Annotated in this window: 12 protein-coding genes; 4 read left to right on the top strand and 8 right to left on the bottom strand. The window is 40.1% G+C overall.

What is annotated here, in order from left to right:
• Positions 1–149 precede the first annotated feature (149 nt).
• Positions 150–341 carry a hypothetical protein gene (locus DRW42_RS07585; protein WP_113948225.1) on the top strand — a complete coding sequence of 64 codons (192 nt, stop codon included), beginning with the start codon at positions 150–152 and terminating at the stop codon, positions 339–341.
• 42 nt (positions 342–383) lie between these two features.
• Here the strand turns inward: DRW42_RS07585 and DRW42_RS07580 are convergent, their stop codons facing one another.
• Positions 384–2,771 (bottom strand): TonB-dependent receptor, encoded by a 2,388-nt coding sequence (locus DRW42_RS07580; protein ID WP_113948224.1) that lies wholly within the window; start codon positions 2,769–2,771, stop codon positions 384–386.
• Positions 2,772–2,880: 109 nt separating this feature from the next.
• Between DRW42_RS07580 and DRW42_RS07575 the strand changes: the two genes are divergently transcribed.
• The 3 genes from DRW42_RS07575 (at position 2,881) to DRW42_RS07560 (ending at position 6,634) form a co-directional block, all read left to right on the top strand.
• Positions 2,881–4,554: a histidine kinase gene (locus DRW42_RS07575; protein WP_113948223.1), complete on the top strand. Its 1,674-nt coding sequence runs from the start codon at positions 2,881–2,883 to the stop codon at positions 4,552–4,554.
• Positions 4,551–5,258: a LytR/AlgR family response regulator transcription factor gene (locus DRW42_RS07570; protein ID WP_113948222.1), complete on the top strand. Its 708-nt coding sequence runs from the start codon at positions 4,551–4,553 to the stop codon at positions 5,256–5,258. Before DRW42_RS07575 ends, DRW42_RS07570 begins: the two co-directional genes overlap by 4 nt.
• Before the next feature lie 674 nt (positions 5,259–5,932).
• On the top strand, positions 5,933–6,634 hold the full coding sequence (locus tag DRW42_RS07560; RefSeq protein ID WP_113948220.1) for a hypothetical protein: 702 nt from the start codon (positions 5,933–5,935) through the stop codon (positions 6,632–6,634).
• Positions 6,635–7,383: 749 nt separating this feature from the next.
• On the opposite strand, the gene DRW42_RS07550 is transcribed toward DRW42_RS07560, so the two are convergent.
• The 7 genes from DRW42_RS07550 to DRW42_RS07520 form a co-directional block, all read right to left on the bottom strand.
• Positions 7,384–8,319, bottom strand: a complete 936-nt coding sequence (locus DRW42_RS07550; RefSeq protein ID WP_113948219.1) for a phosphatase PAP2 family protein — start codon at positions 8,317–8,319, stop codon at positions 7,384–7,386.
• Position 8,320: 1 nt separating this feature from the next.
• Positions 8,321–8,941, bottom strand: coding sequence for a sterol desaturase family protein (locus tag DRW42_RS07545; RefSeq protein WP_113948321.1), 621 nt, complete (start codon positions 8,939–8,941; stop codon positions 8,321–8,323).
• A gap of 364 nt (positions 8,942–9,305) precedes the next feature.
• Positions 9,306–10,595, bottom strand: a complete 1,290-nt coding sequence (locus DRW42_RS07540; RefSeq protein ID WP_113948218.1) for a DUF4833 domain-containing protein — start codon at positions 10,593–10,595, stop codon at positions 9,306–9,308.
• Positions 10,596–10,607: 12 nt separating this feature from the next.
• Positions 10,608–13,151, bottom strand: coding sequence for a DUF5686 and carboxypeptidase-like regulatory domain-containing protein (locus tag DRW42_RS07535; RefSeq protein WP_113948217.1), 2,544 nt, complete (start codon positions 13,149–13,151; stop codon positions 10,608–10,610).
• Positions 13,152–13,526, bottom strand: coding sequence for a GtrA family protein (locus tag DRW42_RS07530; protein ID WP_113948216.1), 375 nt, complete (start codon positions 13,524–13,526; stop codon positions 13,152–13,154).
• 2 nt (positions 13,527–13,528) lie between these two features.
• Entirely contained in the window at positions 13,529–13,984 is a 456-nt protein-coding gene (locus DRW42_RS07525) for a phosphatidylglycerophosphatase A family protein (protein WP_244215224.1), read from the bottom strand.
• Positions 13,984–15,309 carry an inositol-3-phosphate synthase gene (locus DRW42_RS07520; RefSeq protein ID WP_113948214.1) on the bottom strand — a complete coding sequence of 442 codons (1,326 nt, stop codon included), beginning with the start codon at positions 15,307–15,309 and terminating at the stop codon, positions 13,984–13,986. The genes DRW42_RS07525 and DRW42_RS07520 overlap by 1 nt, the downstream gene beginning before the upstream one ends.
• Positions 15,310–15,322: the final 13 nt, after the last annotated feature.

Raw genomic sequence — 15,322 nt, 5'->3', positions numbered from 1 at the left:
CTGGAAAAGCATCCTGATTGCTTGGAAGTCTTTTAACAGATTATTATTGCACCAGGATTCGATACGATAAATTATTCCTCAAAACGAAGAGGGGGCTTAAAGATCAATTTTTTTAAAAAGTTATAATAGCTTCGTAATCCTCTCATTCCATGTTAAAATTAACCGGGGAATTTTGGGGATTTTTTTCTACATCATTTAAAAATTCTACATTATTTGCAACTGTTCTTAAAATAGATGTGGATTTAGAAAAATTAATAAAACGCAAAAAAGGCTGCATCCACAGCCTTTTTTTTCCCTATTGTGCTTATCAGATTATGATAAACGTTGATTTGTATGGTTAGTAAGGCAAACCGGATGCCGATTTTACACACATATACCAATCATTAATCTCTATTACCACTTTTCGCCTGCCTGATGCCCTGATCATTGGTTAGGTTTAAACGATAAACAAAAGTTAACCTGTACCTTGCGCCATTTGGAATAAATACCTGTGTGATGTTGAAATCCTGCCCTGTAGTGGTCGTAGAAAACTTTCTAAGTTCGAACAGGTTATTTACATCAAAAAGCACACTTGCGCGGTCTTTCCAAAGATTCTGCGCCAGGCCTAAATCTATACCATGAATGGCGGCTCTTTTACTCTGCGCAGAGTTGCGCGGACCAGAAAAATTATACCGCAACTGCAAACTCGATTTACTAGGTAATTTAATCTGGGTTCCAAACCTGCCCGTTAACATATTGCCGGAAAAGGCAAAATCCTGACTGCTGTAAAACCCCTGCTGACGGAAGCGGTAAGCATTCATTTCCATATTCATTTGCAACCATTTGTAAGGATTATAGATCATGGAAAGTTCAATTCCCGAGCGTTGTTCAAGATCGATATTAACGGGTGTAGAAATAAAAAGTCCATTTTCGCGGTAATTATAATCAATGATCAAACCGCTTTGGTGCTGATAATATACCGATGGATTTACAGTTAAAGTACCAAAATGGGTAAGCAGTCCTAGTTCGAACACATCTGCGTAAGAAGGGTTAAGTTCGGGATTGCCCACATAACGCGAGTTAAAGTCGGTGAGTTCGTTAAATGGATAAAGATCGTTCAGTGATGGGCGGTTGATCCGTCGGCTATAACTTAGCTGCAAGGTAGTACCTTTAGCAGGTTCGTAACCCAAATGTACCGTTGGAAACAGTTTAAAATAATTTTTCAGGTTATCGTAAATATTGTTCCTATCGGCTATTTTAACCCTGGTATATTCTCCGCGCAAGCCCAACTGGTAAGAAAAACGCCCCATTTTATTTCTCAGTTGCAGATAACCACTGCCAATCAGCTCGTTGTAAACCACGCCATTATCAATCCCATCAATCGTTGCCCAGCCATTAGCAGTTTCGCTTTGAGCCAAAAAATCGCTGCGCACGCTCCTGTTTTCACCTTTAATCCCATATTCTAAAACCGAATTACTATCTAAAGGTACACTCATATCACTTTGTGCTGCAAAATCCCTGTTCGAGCCGATGGAGCTGGTACGAATCTGTGGCAATTGCAGCAATGCTGGTGCTGTTTTTTGGGTAACGAGGTTCCAATCTTTATCGCTGTGCCAAAAATCGTACTGCATATCAACTGTGAGTTTTTTCCCCGGTTTTTTAAAAAGCTTTGTATAGTTAAACTCCAGCTGATTATAATTTCTCCGCTCCCACGATTCTGCATTTCTGTTCAGCGCACTGTCTAAACCCGCACCAGCTTTTGAATAATCGTAACCCAACCTCGATTTATCATGGTCTTTAGTGGCATTCAATAAATAGGCAAGTGTAAAGGTATTTAGGCTATCAGGCTGATAATCGGCGCCAAAATAAGCCATTTGTCCATCATCATGGCGGTTTTCGTTTTGCCTTTGGCTAAGCAATACCGAAGCTCCGTTCTGCTTTACTGATTGATCGGTGGTGTAAAGCCCCACATAATCGGAAAAACGTACACCAATGGTAGAAAAAAGGTTGATTTTATTGGATTTAAAATTCAAACTGGGCGAAATCCGTGTTTCGTTAGGTACGCCCCCAACAAGTCTTAACTGACCATTAAAACCACTCTTTTTATTCTTCTTTAATATAATATTGATGATACCGGCAGATCCTGCAGCATCGTATTTTGATGACGGATTGGTAATTACTTCTACCCTTTCTACCTGATCGGCAGAAACCTGCTCGAGCGCTCCTCCGGCAGTTAAGCCCGAACGCCTGCCGTTGATGAGTACCAGTACACTGCTGTTTCCGCGGAGACTTACCGCACCACCCGGATCTACACTAACCGAGGGCACACCCGAAAGCAGCTCGGAAACCGACCCCGATTGCGATAGGATATCTTTACCTACTTCGAATACTTTTTTATCTAATTTTAAACTAATTGCCGATTTCTCAGCGGTAACCGAAACATCTTTTAACAGGGTTACATCAGGCTCCATCAGAACAGTACCTAAATCATTTGCTGTTTTTCCTTCGGTTAGGATCAATGTTTTGGTAAGCTTTGTATAACCCATAAAACTGAACTGGGCGGTTGGTTTATTTCCTCCTGAAAAGGTTAACGAGAATTTTCCTTTCTCATCAGCCATGCCTGAAACCAGGTTTTTTCCATCCCCATCAACAACAATAATGCTTACAAAGGGAATTTCTGTTTTAGCAGACCGTTCTTTGACCTGTCCGGTTATGGTATGTTTTGGTACCTGCGCAAAGCAAAAAAGCACAGAATAAAAGCTTAAAAGAAAAAGTATAGCAAAGTGTTTCATGCTGCAAGATTAGCACAGGGAAATGCAGTGCTGATAAAAAAACATGTGAACGGCTCTATATCCTTTTGAAATGCGCCTGTAGGGATTATCTTTATGCTACTTTTGATTTATGAAACCCGCCATCATTCTGTTATTCCTTGCTATTTTATGTGCATCGTGCAAGCGACAGGTACTTTATGATGAATTTGATCCTGTTTTTAAAACGGGAGACAGCCTGGCATGGTCGGCTAAAAAACTAGATCAAAAAGGATGGTCGGTTGATCGTGGTTTTACAGGAAAAAATATCTTTTGGTCAAGGGCCAATGTAAAACTGATTTCGAATTCCGGTGGCCGGTTAGGGCTCCAGATAGATGCCTTTGGGGCCTATGAAGTTTACTGGGATGGGATAAAAATAGGCAGTAATGGAAAGCTTGGATCTGTATCGCAGCCGGAAATACCGGGAACCGAATGTATGTACTTCCTCCTCCCCGACTCGCTTTCGCAGTTAGGGATGCATAATGTGGCTTTACGTAGCACACAATTTAGTTACCCAAGGCTGCAACGCGGTATAGGATATAAACTAGACACCTATGCCAATCTGATTAAAAGGCCTTTGGTTATCTCATCGCTGATGTTTATCATGGCTGGTGCCTTTTTTATAGCCTTTTTTTACTATGCTTTCCTTTATTTCAACAGTCATAAAAGGTCGTACCCGGTACTGATATTTTCGGTAATCTGCCTGCTCTTTTTTTCGCTCCTCATTATGGAGTACATCAAATATTATATCGAAATCCCCTATACGGAGTTTTTCGTCCGCCTGGAGATTATTGGCTGGTTAACTTTCTCGATATCATTACTCGTTCCCTTATATTTTAGTATCCAATTCGGCTTAAAAAGAAAATTACTGCTGCTTTTGGCATTACTTCTAACATTGGTTTCGATCTATATTTACTACTACGGGCATTATGATATTTCGGCAAGGTATTACAGTTTAGCGATGTGGATCACCACAATGCTTATCGTTTTGGAAGCCATTTATAGAAAAGAAAAGGGAAGTTTTTTGGTATTGGTAGGGATGCTTGCCAGCGCAGTGATGAACAGTTACCTGGTATACGATTTTGGTATTTTCATCTTTTATACTTTTATTGTATTTGCGATGCTTTACCTTCATACCATCAAAATGCGGGAGATTGAACAAGCGCACGAATCATCGCTGTTACTCTCCTCGCGCTTGCAGCTGGAGCTGATTAAAAAGAACATTCAACCACACTTTATCAAGAATACGCTTACCTCTCTGATGGATTGGGTGGAAGATTCGCCCAAACAAGGCGCAGAATTTATCCAGGCACTGGCTGAAGAGTTCGATATTATGAACAAAATTGCCGAAGAAAGCCTGATCCCGATCCGACAGGAGATATCACTTTGCCAGATGCACCTGAAAGTAATGGGTTTTAGAAAAGAAATTGCTTACCAATGGGAAGATTTTGGAATTAAGGATGATGAGCTGATACCTCCTGCAATTATCCACACTTTATTGGAAAACGGAATTACCCACAATGCGCCTCTTAGCAATGGTAAGATGAAATTCAGGTTGGTTTATAGTGAAGATTTACATACGAGAGAATATGTTTTTGAAACGATTGGCGAAAACAGAGAATCATCGGAAGAACGTGTAGGTGGAGGAGGTTTTAAATACATCCGTGCAAGATTGGAAGAAAGTTATCCGGGCAAGTGGACTTTCGATTCTATGGCATCAAATCAAGGCTGGATCAGTAAAATAACGTTATCAAACAATAGAATATGAAGGTCCTGATTATTGAAGATGAAGCCCGGATTGCGAGAAGGATTGAGCGGATGACCAACGATTTTTTCGAAGGAAATGCCAGCATCAGCATTATCGATTCGCTAAAAAAGGGGATCGATTTTCTGGAAAAAGAAGCTATAAATATCCTGTTATTGGATTTAAATCTTAACGGGCGTGATGGTTTTGAGGTGTTGAGCAGCATTACGTCGAGATCATTTCAAACGATCGTGGTATCGGCCAATACAGAAAACGCGCTCCGCGCTTTCGAACTGGGCGTATTGGATTTCGTTCCAAAACCTTTTGACCGCGAACGCCTTTTTATTGCACTTAGCAGGGCGGTTACGGTAAAAAAAGAAAATAACAGTTCGATAAGATACCTATCAATCAGGAAAAGCGGAAGCATCAAACTGATTGAGCTTGATCAGGTATTTTATATACAGGGTGCAGGGATTTATAGTGAAATACACCTTCTGGATGGAACTAAAGAACTACATGATAAAGGTTTAGATACGCTCGAAAAAATACTACCATTGGGTTTTGAACGTATCCATAAATCTTATATCGTAAATATTATACAGGCCGATCGGATCCTTGTTTCGTCGGGAAGCCGCTATCATTTACAGCTTAAAAATGGAGAGGTATTGCCGATTGGACGATCACGGTATAAGGGTTTTAGGGAGCTGTTTGAAAAGAAAGTTGATTAGTTAAATTTATTAACCACAAAGACACCAGGGTAATAAGGCTCTTCTTTTATCATTAAGGAATTAGGGTTATTAATAGGGCTTTGTTTTTGTGTTGTTTGGCCTAGCTCACCGGTCTTCTGACTTTCGAACCTCTCCCATCATCCATTCTTACATATTACATCTTCCATCATCAACCACCAAGGCACAAATGCACAAGATTTTTTACCATTAAGAAATTAAGATCATTAAGAGGGCTTTGTTTGGCGCTGTTTGGCCTCGCTCATCGGTCTTCTGACTTTCGAACCTCTCTCATCATCCATTCTTACATATTACATCTTCCATCATCAACCACCAAGGCACAAATGCACAAAGATTTTTTACCATTAAGAAATTAAGATCATTAAGAAAGTTTTTTTTGCTGCGTTGTCTGCCTTCGGTCATCGGTCTTCTGACTTTCGGACCTCCCCCATCATCAATATTACATTTTCCATCATCCATATCACATTTCCCATCTTCCATCCAAATTGCCATCTCATTGTAAACATGCCTCATTCGTACATTTCGACTAATTTATCAGACTTTTAGACCTTTTATGCCAAAGCTTTGAGCGCGACTTTTGTTTTCGCTTTTACGCTATTCAGATAAGTGTGAAGCGCGGTCAGCTTGCGTTCCAGCAAAGCATAAAATGTATTAAAATGTTAAAGAAAACGATAAAACCCAGCTCAAAAGGCTTAAAAACCGCCATCATCAGATTTCTTGTTTATGGTATCATCATTTACCTTATTGCAGAATTTTTAAAGTGGAATGTTAAACATGAAACAGGGCAAAATAAATTCACCGAAGATTCAATGGTTGAAGCTGTACAGAGTATTATCCTTCTGGCCTGTTCGTTAATTTACCTGCGCGTTTCATTTAAATACAAGTCGATTTTTCCGCTCGCATTTGGTTTATTTGCCTTTACTTTTGCATCACTCATCAGAGAACAAGATGCTTTTTTAGATGAGCACATTTACGATGGTGCGTGGCAAACAGCTGCATTTAGTTTATTGATATTGGCGGCAGTTCTGATTTATAGGAAGAAGGATATATTCCTTTCGAACATGAATGATTTTGCTCCAAAATTCTCATTTGGCATCCTCCTGTCGGGCATATTTACCACTTATATTTTTGCCCGCTTATATGGCAGAAAGGTTTTCTGGATGGCGGTTATGGAAGCACAGTATGCGCGTGATGTAAAAAATGTTTCCGAAGAATCATTGGAACTTTTTGGCTATGCCCTGATTTTAATTGCAAGTATAGAGTTTTATTATTTCGCAAAGGCCAATCATATCATCGCAGTGCGTAATAACGAAGAAACCATAAATCAGCCAAATGTTTATCTGAAAGTGGGTTCGTAAAATCTGCGTATCAATCAGAGTGAAGCTTAATCATTGCACCTCGGAGCTTAATCATTTGACCTCAGAGCCTAATCGTTTGACCTCAGAGCTTAATCGTTGCACCTCAGAGCTTAATCGTTGCACCTCAGAGCTTAATCGTTGCACCTCAGAGCTTAATCGTTATACCTCAGAGCCTAATCAATTGACCAAAAATCTTGATCATTTGACCTCAGGGCCTGATCGTTTGACCTTAGAGCTTAATCGTTGCACCTCAGAGCCTAATCAATTGACTAAAAAGCCTAATCGTAGCATCTCAGAGCTTAATCATTGCACCTCAGAGCTTAATCGTTGCACCTCAGAGCTTAATCGTTACATCTCAGAGCCTAATCGTTACACCTCAGAGCCTAATCAATTGACCAAAAAGCTTAATCGTTGCATCTCAGAGTTTAATCGTTTGACCTTAGAGCTTAATCGCTGCACCTCAGAGCTTAATCGTTACACCTCAGAGCCTAATCATTTGACCTCAGAGTTGATCTGTCCAATAAACTGTGTCAAAAAGAAAGTCGAAAATCTGCGTGATCTGTGTGATCAGCGGGAAAAGAAGGAGATCATAATGTAAGTGATCTGTGGGGACACAGACTATGGATAAGATCCTTTTACCATTAAGGAGTTAAGATCATTAAGCTTCTTATAAGCAATCACCATTGCTCATTGCAAATTGATCATTGGTTATTGATATCCATCTCACATTTCCCATCATCCATTATCATTTATATTCTTTTAACAAAAAAACCTATAAAATCTTTCAGCCTGGTATTTTTAACAAGGTAGTTAAAACTGATAATTCCAATCGTTGCGCAACTGATTCCGGCCAATACATCCAGTGTATAATGGTGACTGGTATAAACTGCTGAAAACCAGATCCCGACCATTACAACCAAAAAGAACAAATTGATTTTACCCAACCTGTTTTTTAAACCATAATAAGCTACAATTACCGGATAGGAAGAATGGAGCGATGGCATAGCTGCAAATACATTGGAACCTTTGCTATAGATCCCCTGAAAAAGTGTGATGTTGAAATAATGATCGAACCTGGCCAGGCCCGCAGTATTACCCGCAGTTTTGGCGATGAATGTAAAGTCATGCTCCTGCACATACCAGGGCGGTGCTGCAGGGAATGCATAATAAACCACAAAACCTAATAAATTTACCCAAACAAAAGTGAGCGAAAAACGGACAAATTGTTCCTTATTTTTAAAGAAAAGATAAGTTGCAAAAGCCAAAGGGACAGGCACCCACATTAAATAGAAAAAGCCTGTAAGCACATCTAAAAACGCGGTACTGTTTAGTTTCCAATACTCGTTAGGGGTAAGTTTTATACCATTATGGTTGATCCCAAAAATGCTTTTCTCCAGTTGATATAAATCTTTGATATGCACCTCGGTAAACAGGTAGTTCGGAAAAGCTTTCATGTAATCGAAAAGGATCCAATACACGATAAAAATGGAAAAACCGAGGATGAAACGCCTTGTTCCTGCAGAAATATAAAACAGGCTGTTAAAAATAAAAATCAGCACGAGCTGATCGGTTTTAAAGCCCACCAACAGTGCTGACAACAATAGATATCCAACAGATATAGCAACTGTTAGATAAATATTCCGAATATTATAGAAACTGTTTTTAAGCAAAACTTCTTGCTGCATGTTATTTTTTGTCAAAATTCGACCTGAAAATATGGTCCCAGAAAGTCCAGCTTACCCCATAACCTTTTGTCGAATCAGAATAATGGTGAAGCATGTGATGGTGTTTTAACTTTTTCCAGAAACCACTTTTAAAATTGGCGTGATGAAGGGCATAATGCACCATATCGTAAAAGAGGTAACCGATCATAAATCCCGAAAAAAAAGGATAAACAGTAGTTTCGGGCAATAGCCAGTCAAAAAGAAAATAAAAACCTAATGCCATAGGAATGCTGGCAGAAGGCGGCATTACCAAACGTTTGGCATCATTGGGGTAATCGTGGTGTACGCCATGGAAAATAAAATGGATTTTTTTGCCCCATTCTGCTTCAGGTTCGAAATGGAAAACATAACGGTGCAGGATATATTCGGTAATGGTCCAGATGGCTAACCCCAACAAAAACCAGCCAGCAAAATTTAAAACCGGCATCTGCAAATCGATAATGGCTTTCCAAAACAGGAAACCGATAACAGGTATATACACAATTAAAGGCACGTAAAACCTTACCTTTGAAAGGCTTTCTAAAAAGTCGTTTTTAAACATCCTGATGGATGCGGTAGAATTTGAAACAAAATTCTTTTTCATTTGGTAAATTATTTTAACTGGTTTTCGGTTACGCTCCGTTGCCATTCGTCTCCCTGAACTTGTTTCAGGATCTTTATACTAAAAAATTGATAAAAGGTCTTCGACTCCGCTCAGACTGACAAATCGAGATAGAAAAGTCGTCATTGCGAGGAGGAACGACGAAGCAATCTTTCATGCTTATGAGCCCTGCTGTAAAGATTGCTTCGTCGGCTGAAAAAGCCTTCTCGCAATGACGACTTTGTCATTCTGAACGCAGTAAAGGTCTTCGACTCCGCTCAGACTGACAAACCAGTGAAAGATAGAACCCAATCCTATATCAAAAGGTTCTTCGTTGCACTCAGAATGACAGCATGAGTGCCCTCCGCTAAACCTTAATCCTTTCAATCAATACTTTCGAAGGCTCCGAAACATCGTATCCTCTTATTTCTACATATTTTACATTCGGGAACCAAAACGTTCCCCCTTCAATCCGCAGGAATATCCGTTCCAGCTGCATTTTTTTATTATTAATGGTTGCAAAAACATGGTATTTTTTGTCTGCTCCTGATTTATTTAAGTACATCGGCAATTTTTTATGCGAGGTAAATCTCAACTCAAACTGACCATTCCCCAGATCTTTGCTAATAATGCCATAGGCAAACTTCCGCTGGATGTAACTTAAATCTTTCTTTTCGCCATTATCACCGTAACGCATCCAGAATACGTTTACAGGCTGATCTTTATCCACTACGCCATGTTTATCTACGTTTAACTGGCAGATAATGGTATTGGTATTCGGATCGCGTTGAAGGTAAAAAAGCTGGTTAGTAATATCTTTTGGCGTTGGAAAAGTAATTGGCGAAGGGTCACTTCCCTGTGCATTTGCATTAAAAGGCAGCATACCACTTAAACTGGTCATTAAAACCAATCCGGCAATCAGTGCAGCCTTATTATTTCCCCTTCTTTCATTAAATTCCTGGGCATCTAACCCTTTTTTAGCTTCCTGCAGGCGTTTAACAGCGGTAATATTGGTTAATATAGCCATTACGGTAATCGGTATGGTAAAAATCGACATGGTTTCAAAAACATGGAATGAAATGCCCGGCACATAAATTTTATAGTCCCCACCGATAAAATGCCCGGCAATACCGCAGGCAATGGCAAAAACACCGATGGTTACCACACGTTCGGGGCGCTGCATTAAACCTCCTTTACACTCAACGCCCAAACCTTCGGCCCTTGCACGGGTATAACTCACCATCATCGAACCGATAAGCGCGATAAAAGCAAACAACGAACTTAAAAAGTAATGATGTGCCACCAGGTAATAACAAATGCCCAAAAACATAATCATTTCGCTATAACGATCGAGCACTGAATCGTACAAAGCTCCAAATTTCGAACTCATATTGCCTAAACGCGCCACCTGACCATCGAGCATATCGAACAAACCTGCAAAAAGCACCAATGCCCCGCCCCAGCCAATGTACGACATGTCGCCACGGTTTGATTTTTCGGCACCAAGCACAAAAATTACGGCTACTCCAATGTTTAAAATCAGGCCAATTGTAGTTACGGCATTGGGCGTTAAGCCTATTTTAATGAGGCCCTTAACAAAAGGATTGATTATCTTGTATATGCCCAGTTGAAGGCTGTCCCTTAATTTTTTTTCCATTGCGTTTTTTTATTAAAAATCAAATTTTACCCTTGCCCTGATCCCCCATTCGGAAACCTCGGGATTGTTAAGGTAATTGAAGCGTTTTACCAGATCTACCCTTAACAGCTTGAAGATGTTACCCACCCCAACACTCCCTTCCATATAAGGATCGTTGCCCAGTGCATAAGTACGTTGTGCTCCGTTTTCGTAAACCGGTAACTGATATAAACCCGTTTGAAAGTTCGGATTATTCTCATTCCTTAAACCACCATATAAAGCTTTAAACGAAACTACTTCCCTTAACTTTAATCGTTTGAGTAAAGGCACTTTGTTAAAAAAGAAGCCGTTAAAATTATGGTCGATATTGATGCTCACGTAGTGATCGCTGACAAACTCGAGGAAATTCATCAGGTTGTACGAATTAAGCTGATAAGCATAAGTTTGGTTGGCCCGGTGTATATCCAATAATGGGAAAGGCACTTTTCCGGCAATATAACTGCCTTCAACGGTTACATCGCTATAACCCAGCTGGGATAAATAAAAACGTTTATCGATGCTTCCCAGAAAGTTATGATAATTATATTCGCCCCCCAGAACACCTTTTAAACCCGCAGTATAACGTAAGGTAAATACAGGATAACGATCGGCAATGGGTACCCGGTAAATTTTCCCCTGGTAAAATTTCTCATTTGGGGCATATCTTAACTGCAAGGAAACTTCGCTGGTGGTGAGCCTATTAACCAGCTGGTTATCCGAATTTAAATAGTTTAATCCTCCGGCAGGCGTTTGACTCCATTTTTTAAAACCCAGGTTGTATGAAAAGTGATTTTCGAACTCCCTTACATAATCCAGACGGTAAAAATCATTGTACAGCAACATATCGTTTACTCCCCTTTTAAAGGATAGTAAAAAGTTGTCTTCCTGCACAAACTGTAACTCCTGACCGGGTATTTTGGTATCGCGCTGAAAACTTGCCCTGATGTAATTCTGCGGGAATTCGTAAATGGATTTATTATTCAGTGAATAAGTACCTGAAAGGAAAAACTTCCATTTTTCATCTCTGATGCCGTAAGCCAGGTAGTTTTCGAAATAATAACGTTTGCTCAGTTCGGGTGTGGTTCTGCCTCCAAAGCGCAACCTTAAACCTTCTACGTTGTTAAAACTGTAAAAAGTATTTACAGGACCAATTTCATAAGGACCCAAATTCTGATAACCTGCAAATAAAAGGGTCACGATTTTCATCGTGCGTTTAAAAGAAGGCAGATTTTGTAGTGTATCAATATTCCCGTAAATTTTCAGCTGGTTTTTGGAAATGGTATCGAGCCTGTTTTTCTCCCAAAACTGATCGTTTCGTTTAGCAGCATCAGCCAGTACCACGGTGCTTTTTCCCTGGAAAATAGTATCAGGCAATGCGGTATCGAACTGGTAATTTTTAAAGGTAACGGTACGCTCCCCGGTAAAACCAATGCCTTTGGTTTTTCCGATACCGAAATCGGCCAATAAATTGCTTTTGCTTAAACTATATTTGCCTTTATTATTGGCTTCAAAATCAAGATCGATTTTTAGCGCACGTACAAAGTTGAGGTTGATATTTTTGTTTACTCCAAAAGAAGCGCCGGTAACCGCATAATGGCTGTCGTTGGTGACATAAATCTTTCCTTCGAATAACATATTGCCAGTATTGCGGGGCGTGAAAGACAACTCTATGATCTCCGGCTTCTGTGTTTTAATGGTATCGGTGATAAAAAACTTGTAAAAGGAAGGTGCACCATCGGCAATCGGGCTTAAAAACTCATTACTGATCACCGAGATATTGTTTTTATAAATATCAATATCCTGGTACATCCGGTCGAAATAAGTTTTCAAACCTTTATTATCGATGTAACGGCTGTCAAATTGAACCTGCTTTTCGCCAATTACAATGGTTTTGTTTTTCTCGGGGTTTTTACTCAGGTAATTATCGGCCAGTTTCTCCTCAATATATACCGGCAAAAGGTTTTTTCCGCCAATTAAAGTCGAATCCTGTTCCTGAAACAAAAACTGGTAATTCCTGAACATCCTTTTGTTTTTAAACTTATCTGAAACATTGCTCAGGCTGAACAACATCTTCTCATATTCCCTGTACGATACGGTATTGTAACTTTTAATGCGGTTTTCGTCTTTATGCGCAATTACCTGGCGGATCAGTTCTACCGCAGGATTATCTTTATTGCGGTATTTTACTTTTTTGCCACCTATAATAACCACTTCATCCAGTGCCCTTGCATCAGGCACAAGAGATACATCAAATTCTTGCGTAGCAGAGGCTACAATATTTTTGAAAACGGTACGGTAACCCACATAATTGAAACTTAATTCACTTTGTGGATTAGGCGAAACGAGTGTATATTTTCCATTGATATCGGTTTGTGTACCGATTTGGGTGTCTTTAAAAAACACGGAAACATTGGGCAGTGTTTCTTTGGTTACGGCATCGCGCACGGTTCCGGAAACCACGGTTCTTTGTGCAAAAGCATTTACCTGCACCATAAAAACGAGTAACGGAAATAATAAAAATGAATGGATAGGTTTCATTTAACTTGTAAAAATAAACTGCCTTTGCATGATATAATTGTAGCTGATGCCGGTTAAAACCGAGCTCAGTACTTTAGCGAGTACGTAATTGAGATTGAAAAAATGGGTGAGGATAAACACACCCGCGGTAACGATGGCCAAGTTGCCCGCCCACACGATAATGTACCTGAATACCTGCCCTTTTACTTCTTTTGACCGACTCTGGAATACCCATTTCCTGTTGACTAAAAAATTAACTACCCCGCCCGAAATGGTTCCGATGATACTTGCCGCCAGGTACCATAAGCCAAAAAGGTTTGCCGCAATAATGGTGATGCCAAAATCAGTTGCGGAGGCCATTAAGGATGATGCCTGTGCTTTTAGGTAGGTAAGCATGTTTAAAAAAAATCGAAAACCACCACCAGCTGGAGAATGATATTTGCGTAAATCCCTGCCAGTATATCATCGGCCATTACGCCCCAACCGCCAGGCAATTCTTCCAGTTTGCGGATGTAAAAGGGTTTCAGGATGTCAAAAAACCTGAAAAGCACAAGCCCGATCAGGGTGTACTGCCATTTTAAAGGCACAAATAACAGGGCAATGCACATTCCAGCCACTTCATCAATCACCACCCTTTGATGGTCTTTTCCCCAAATCTCCTCTACCCTGTCGGCACTCATGATCCCAATCATTACAATGAACATGGTGCAGAGTACCGGCCATAAATAAGGGTTACTATAAGGGCCTTGGAGAAGGTGCCAGCAGATACAGGTTGCTATTGCAGCGTATGTACCGGCACCTTTGCCGATGTAGCCAATGCCAAAGGCCGTTGAAAGAAATTTGTGGATAAACACTATACGGTTTCTATCAGTTCTTCTTCGTAATCCTGACCTAAATGGGTAATCAATTCTTCGCCCATGATGTAACGCAAGGTATTCTGAAGTTTCATCAACTGTTTAAAAATGTCGTTCTCAGCAGGTACGCCAGGGATAGTTTGCGGCGATTTCAGATAGAATGATAACCATTCCTGAATGCCTGACATATTTGAACGTTTAGCCAGATCGATAAACAAAGCAAGATCCAACACAATTGGTGCAGCTAAAATAGAATCGCGGCAAAGGAAATTGATTTTGATCTGCATTTTATAACCTAACCAACCGAAAATATCGATGTTATCCCAACTTTCTTTGTTATCACCGTGAGGCGGATAGTAGTTGATCCTGATTTTGTGGTACATATCGCCATACAGATCAGGGTTAACTTCCGGTTTGAAAATATCTTCCAACACACCCAGTTTCGATACTTCTTTGGTTTTAAAGTTATCCGGATCGTCTAACACCAAACCATCGCGGTTACCCAAAATATTATCAGAGAACCAACCGTTTACACCCAGCGAACGAGCCGCTAAACCTGGCGCTATAATAGTTTTCATTAAAGTTTGACCGGTTTTGAAATCTTTACCTGCAATTGGTGTATTGGTTTCTTTAGCCAGTTCGATCAAGGCAGGAATATCAACGGTTAAATTCGGTGCACCATTGGCAAACGGAATACCTAATTTTAATGCAGCATAAGCATAAATCATACTTGGTGCAATGCGAAGATCGTTGTCTTTTAAACCCTGCTCAAATGCTGCAAGCGATTCGTGCACTTCAGATGGTTCGAAATAAATTTCGGTAGAACCACACCAAACCAGTACAATACGATCGCAGTTATTTTCAGCTTTGAAGTTTTTAATATCTTCCATTACGGCTAAAGCCAGCTCGTAACGGTTATCGATATCTTTTACATATTTACCATCCAGGTTTTTTACGTAATTTCTATCAAAAGCGGCACGCATTGGTTTAATGGCCTGTAACTCTTCACGCACATCGCGTAACAGGTTGGCGTCTAACACACGGGCATTTAAAGCGGCTTCGTATACGTTATCTTCGTACACATCCCAGCCACCGAATACTAAATCTTCAAGATTGGCCAAAGGCACAAAATCTTTAATTTTTGGTTGTTTATTTTCTGTTCTTTTACCCAAACGGATGGTGCCCATTTGCGTTAACGAACCGATTGGTTTTGATAAACCTCTTTTAACTGCAGCAACGCCGGCAATCATGGTGGTAGCTACCGCGCCAAGGCCCGGCATTAATATTCCCAGCTTGCCTTCAGCTGCTTTTACTTGTTGTTTCATGCTAATTTTTATT

The organism is Pedobacter miscanthi (assembly GCF_003315595.1).
GTDB classification, from domain to species: domain Bacteria; phylum Bacteroidota; class Bacteroidia; order Sphingobacteriales; family Sphingobacteriaceae; genus Pedobacter; species Pedobacter miscanthi.
Note: the sequence above shows the minus strand (reverse complement) of the source record. Positions and strands in the feature narration are given on the sequence as shown.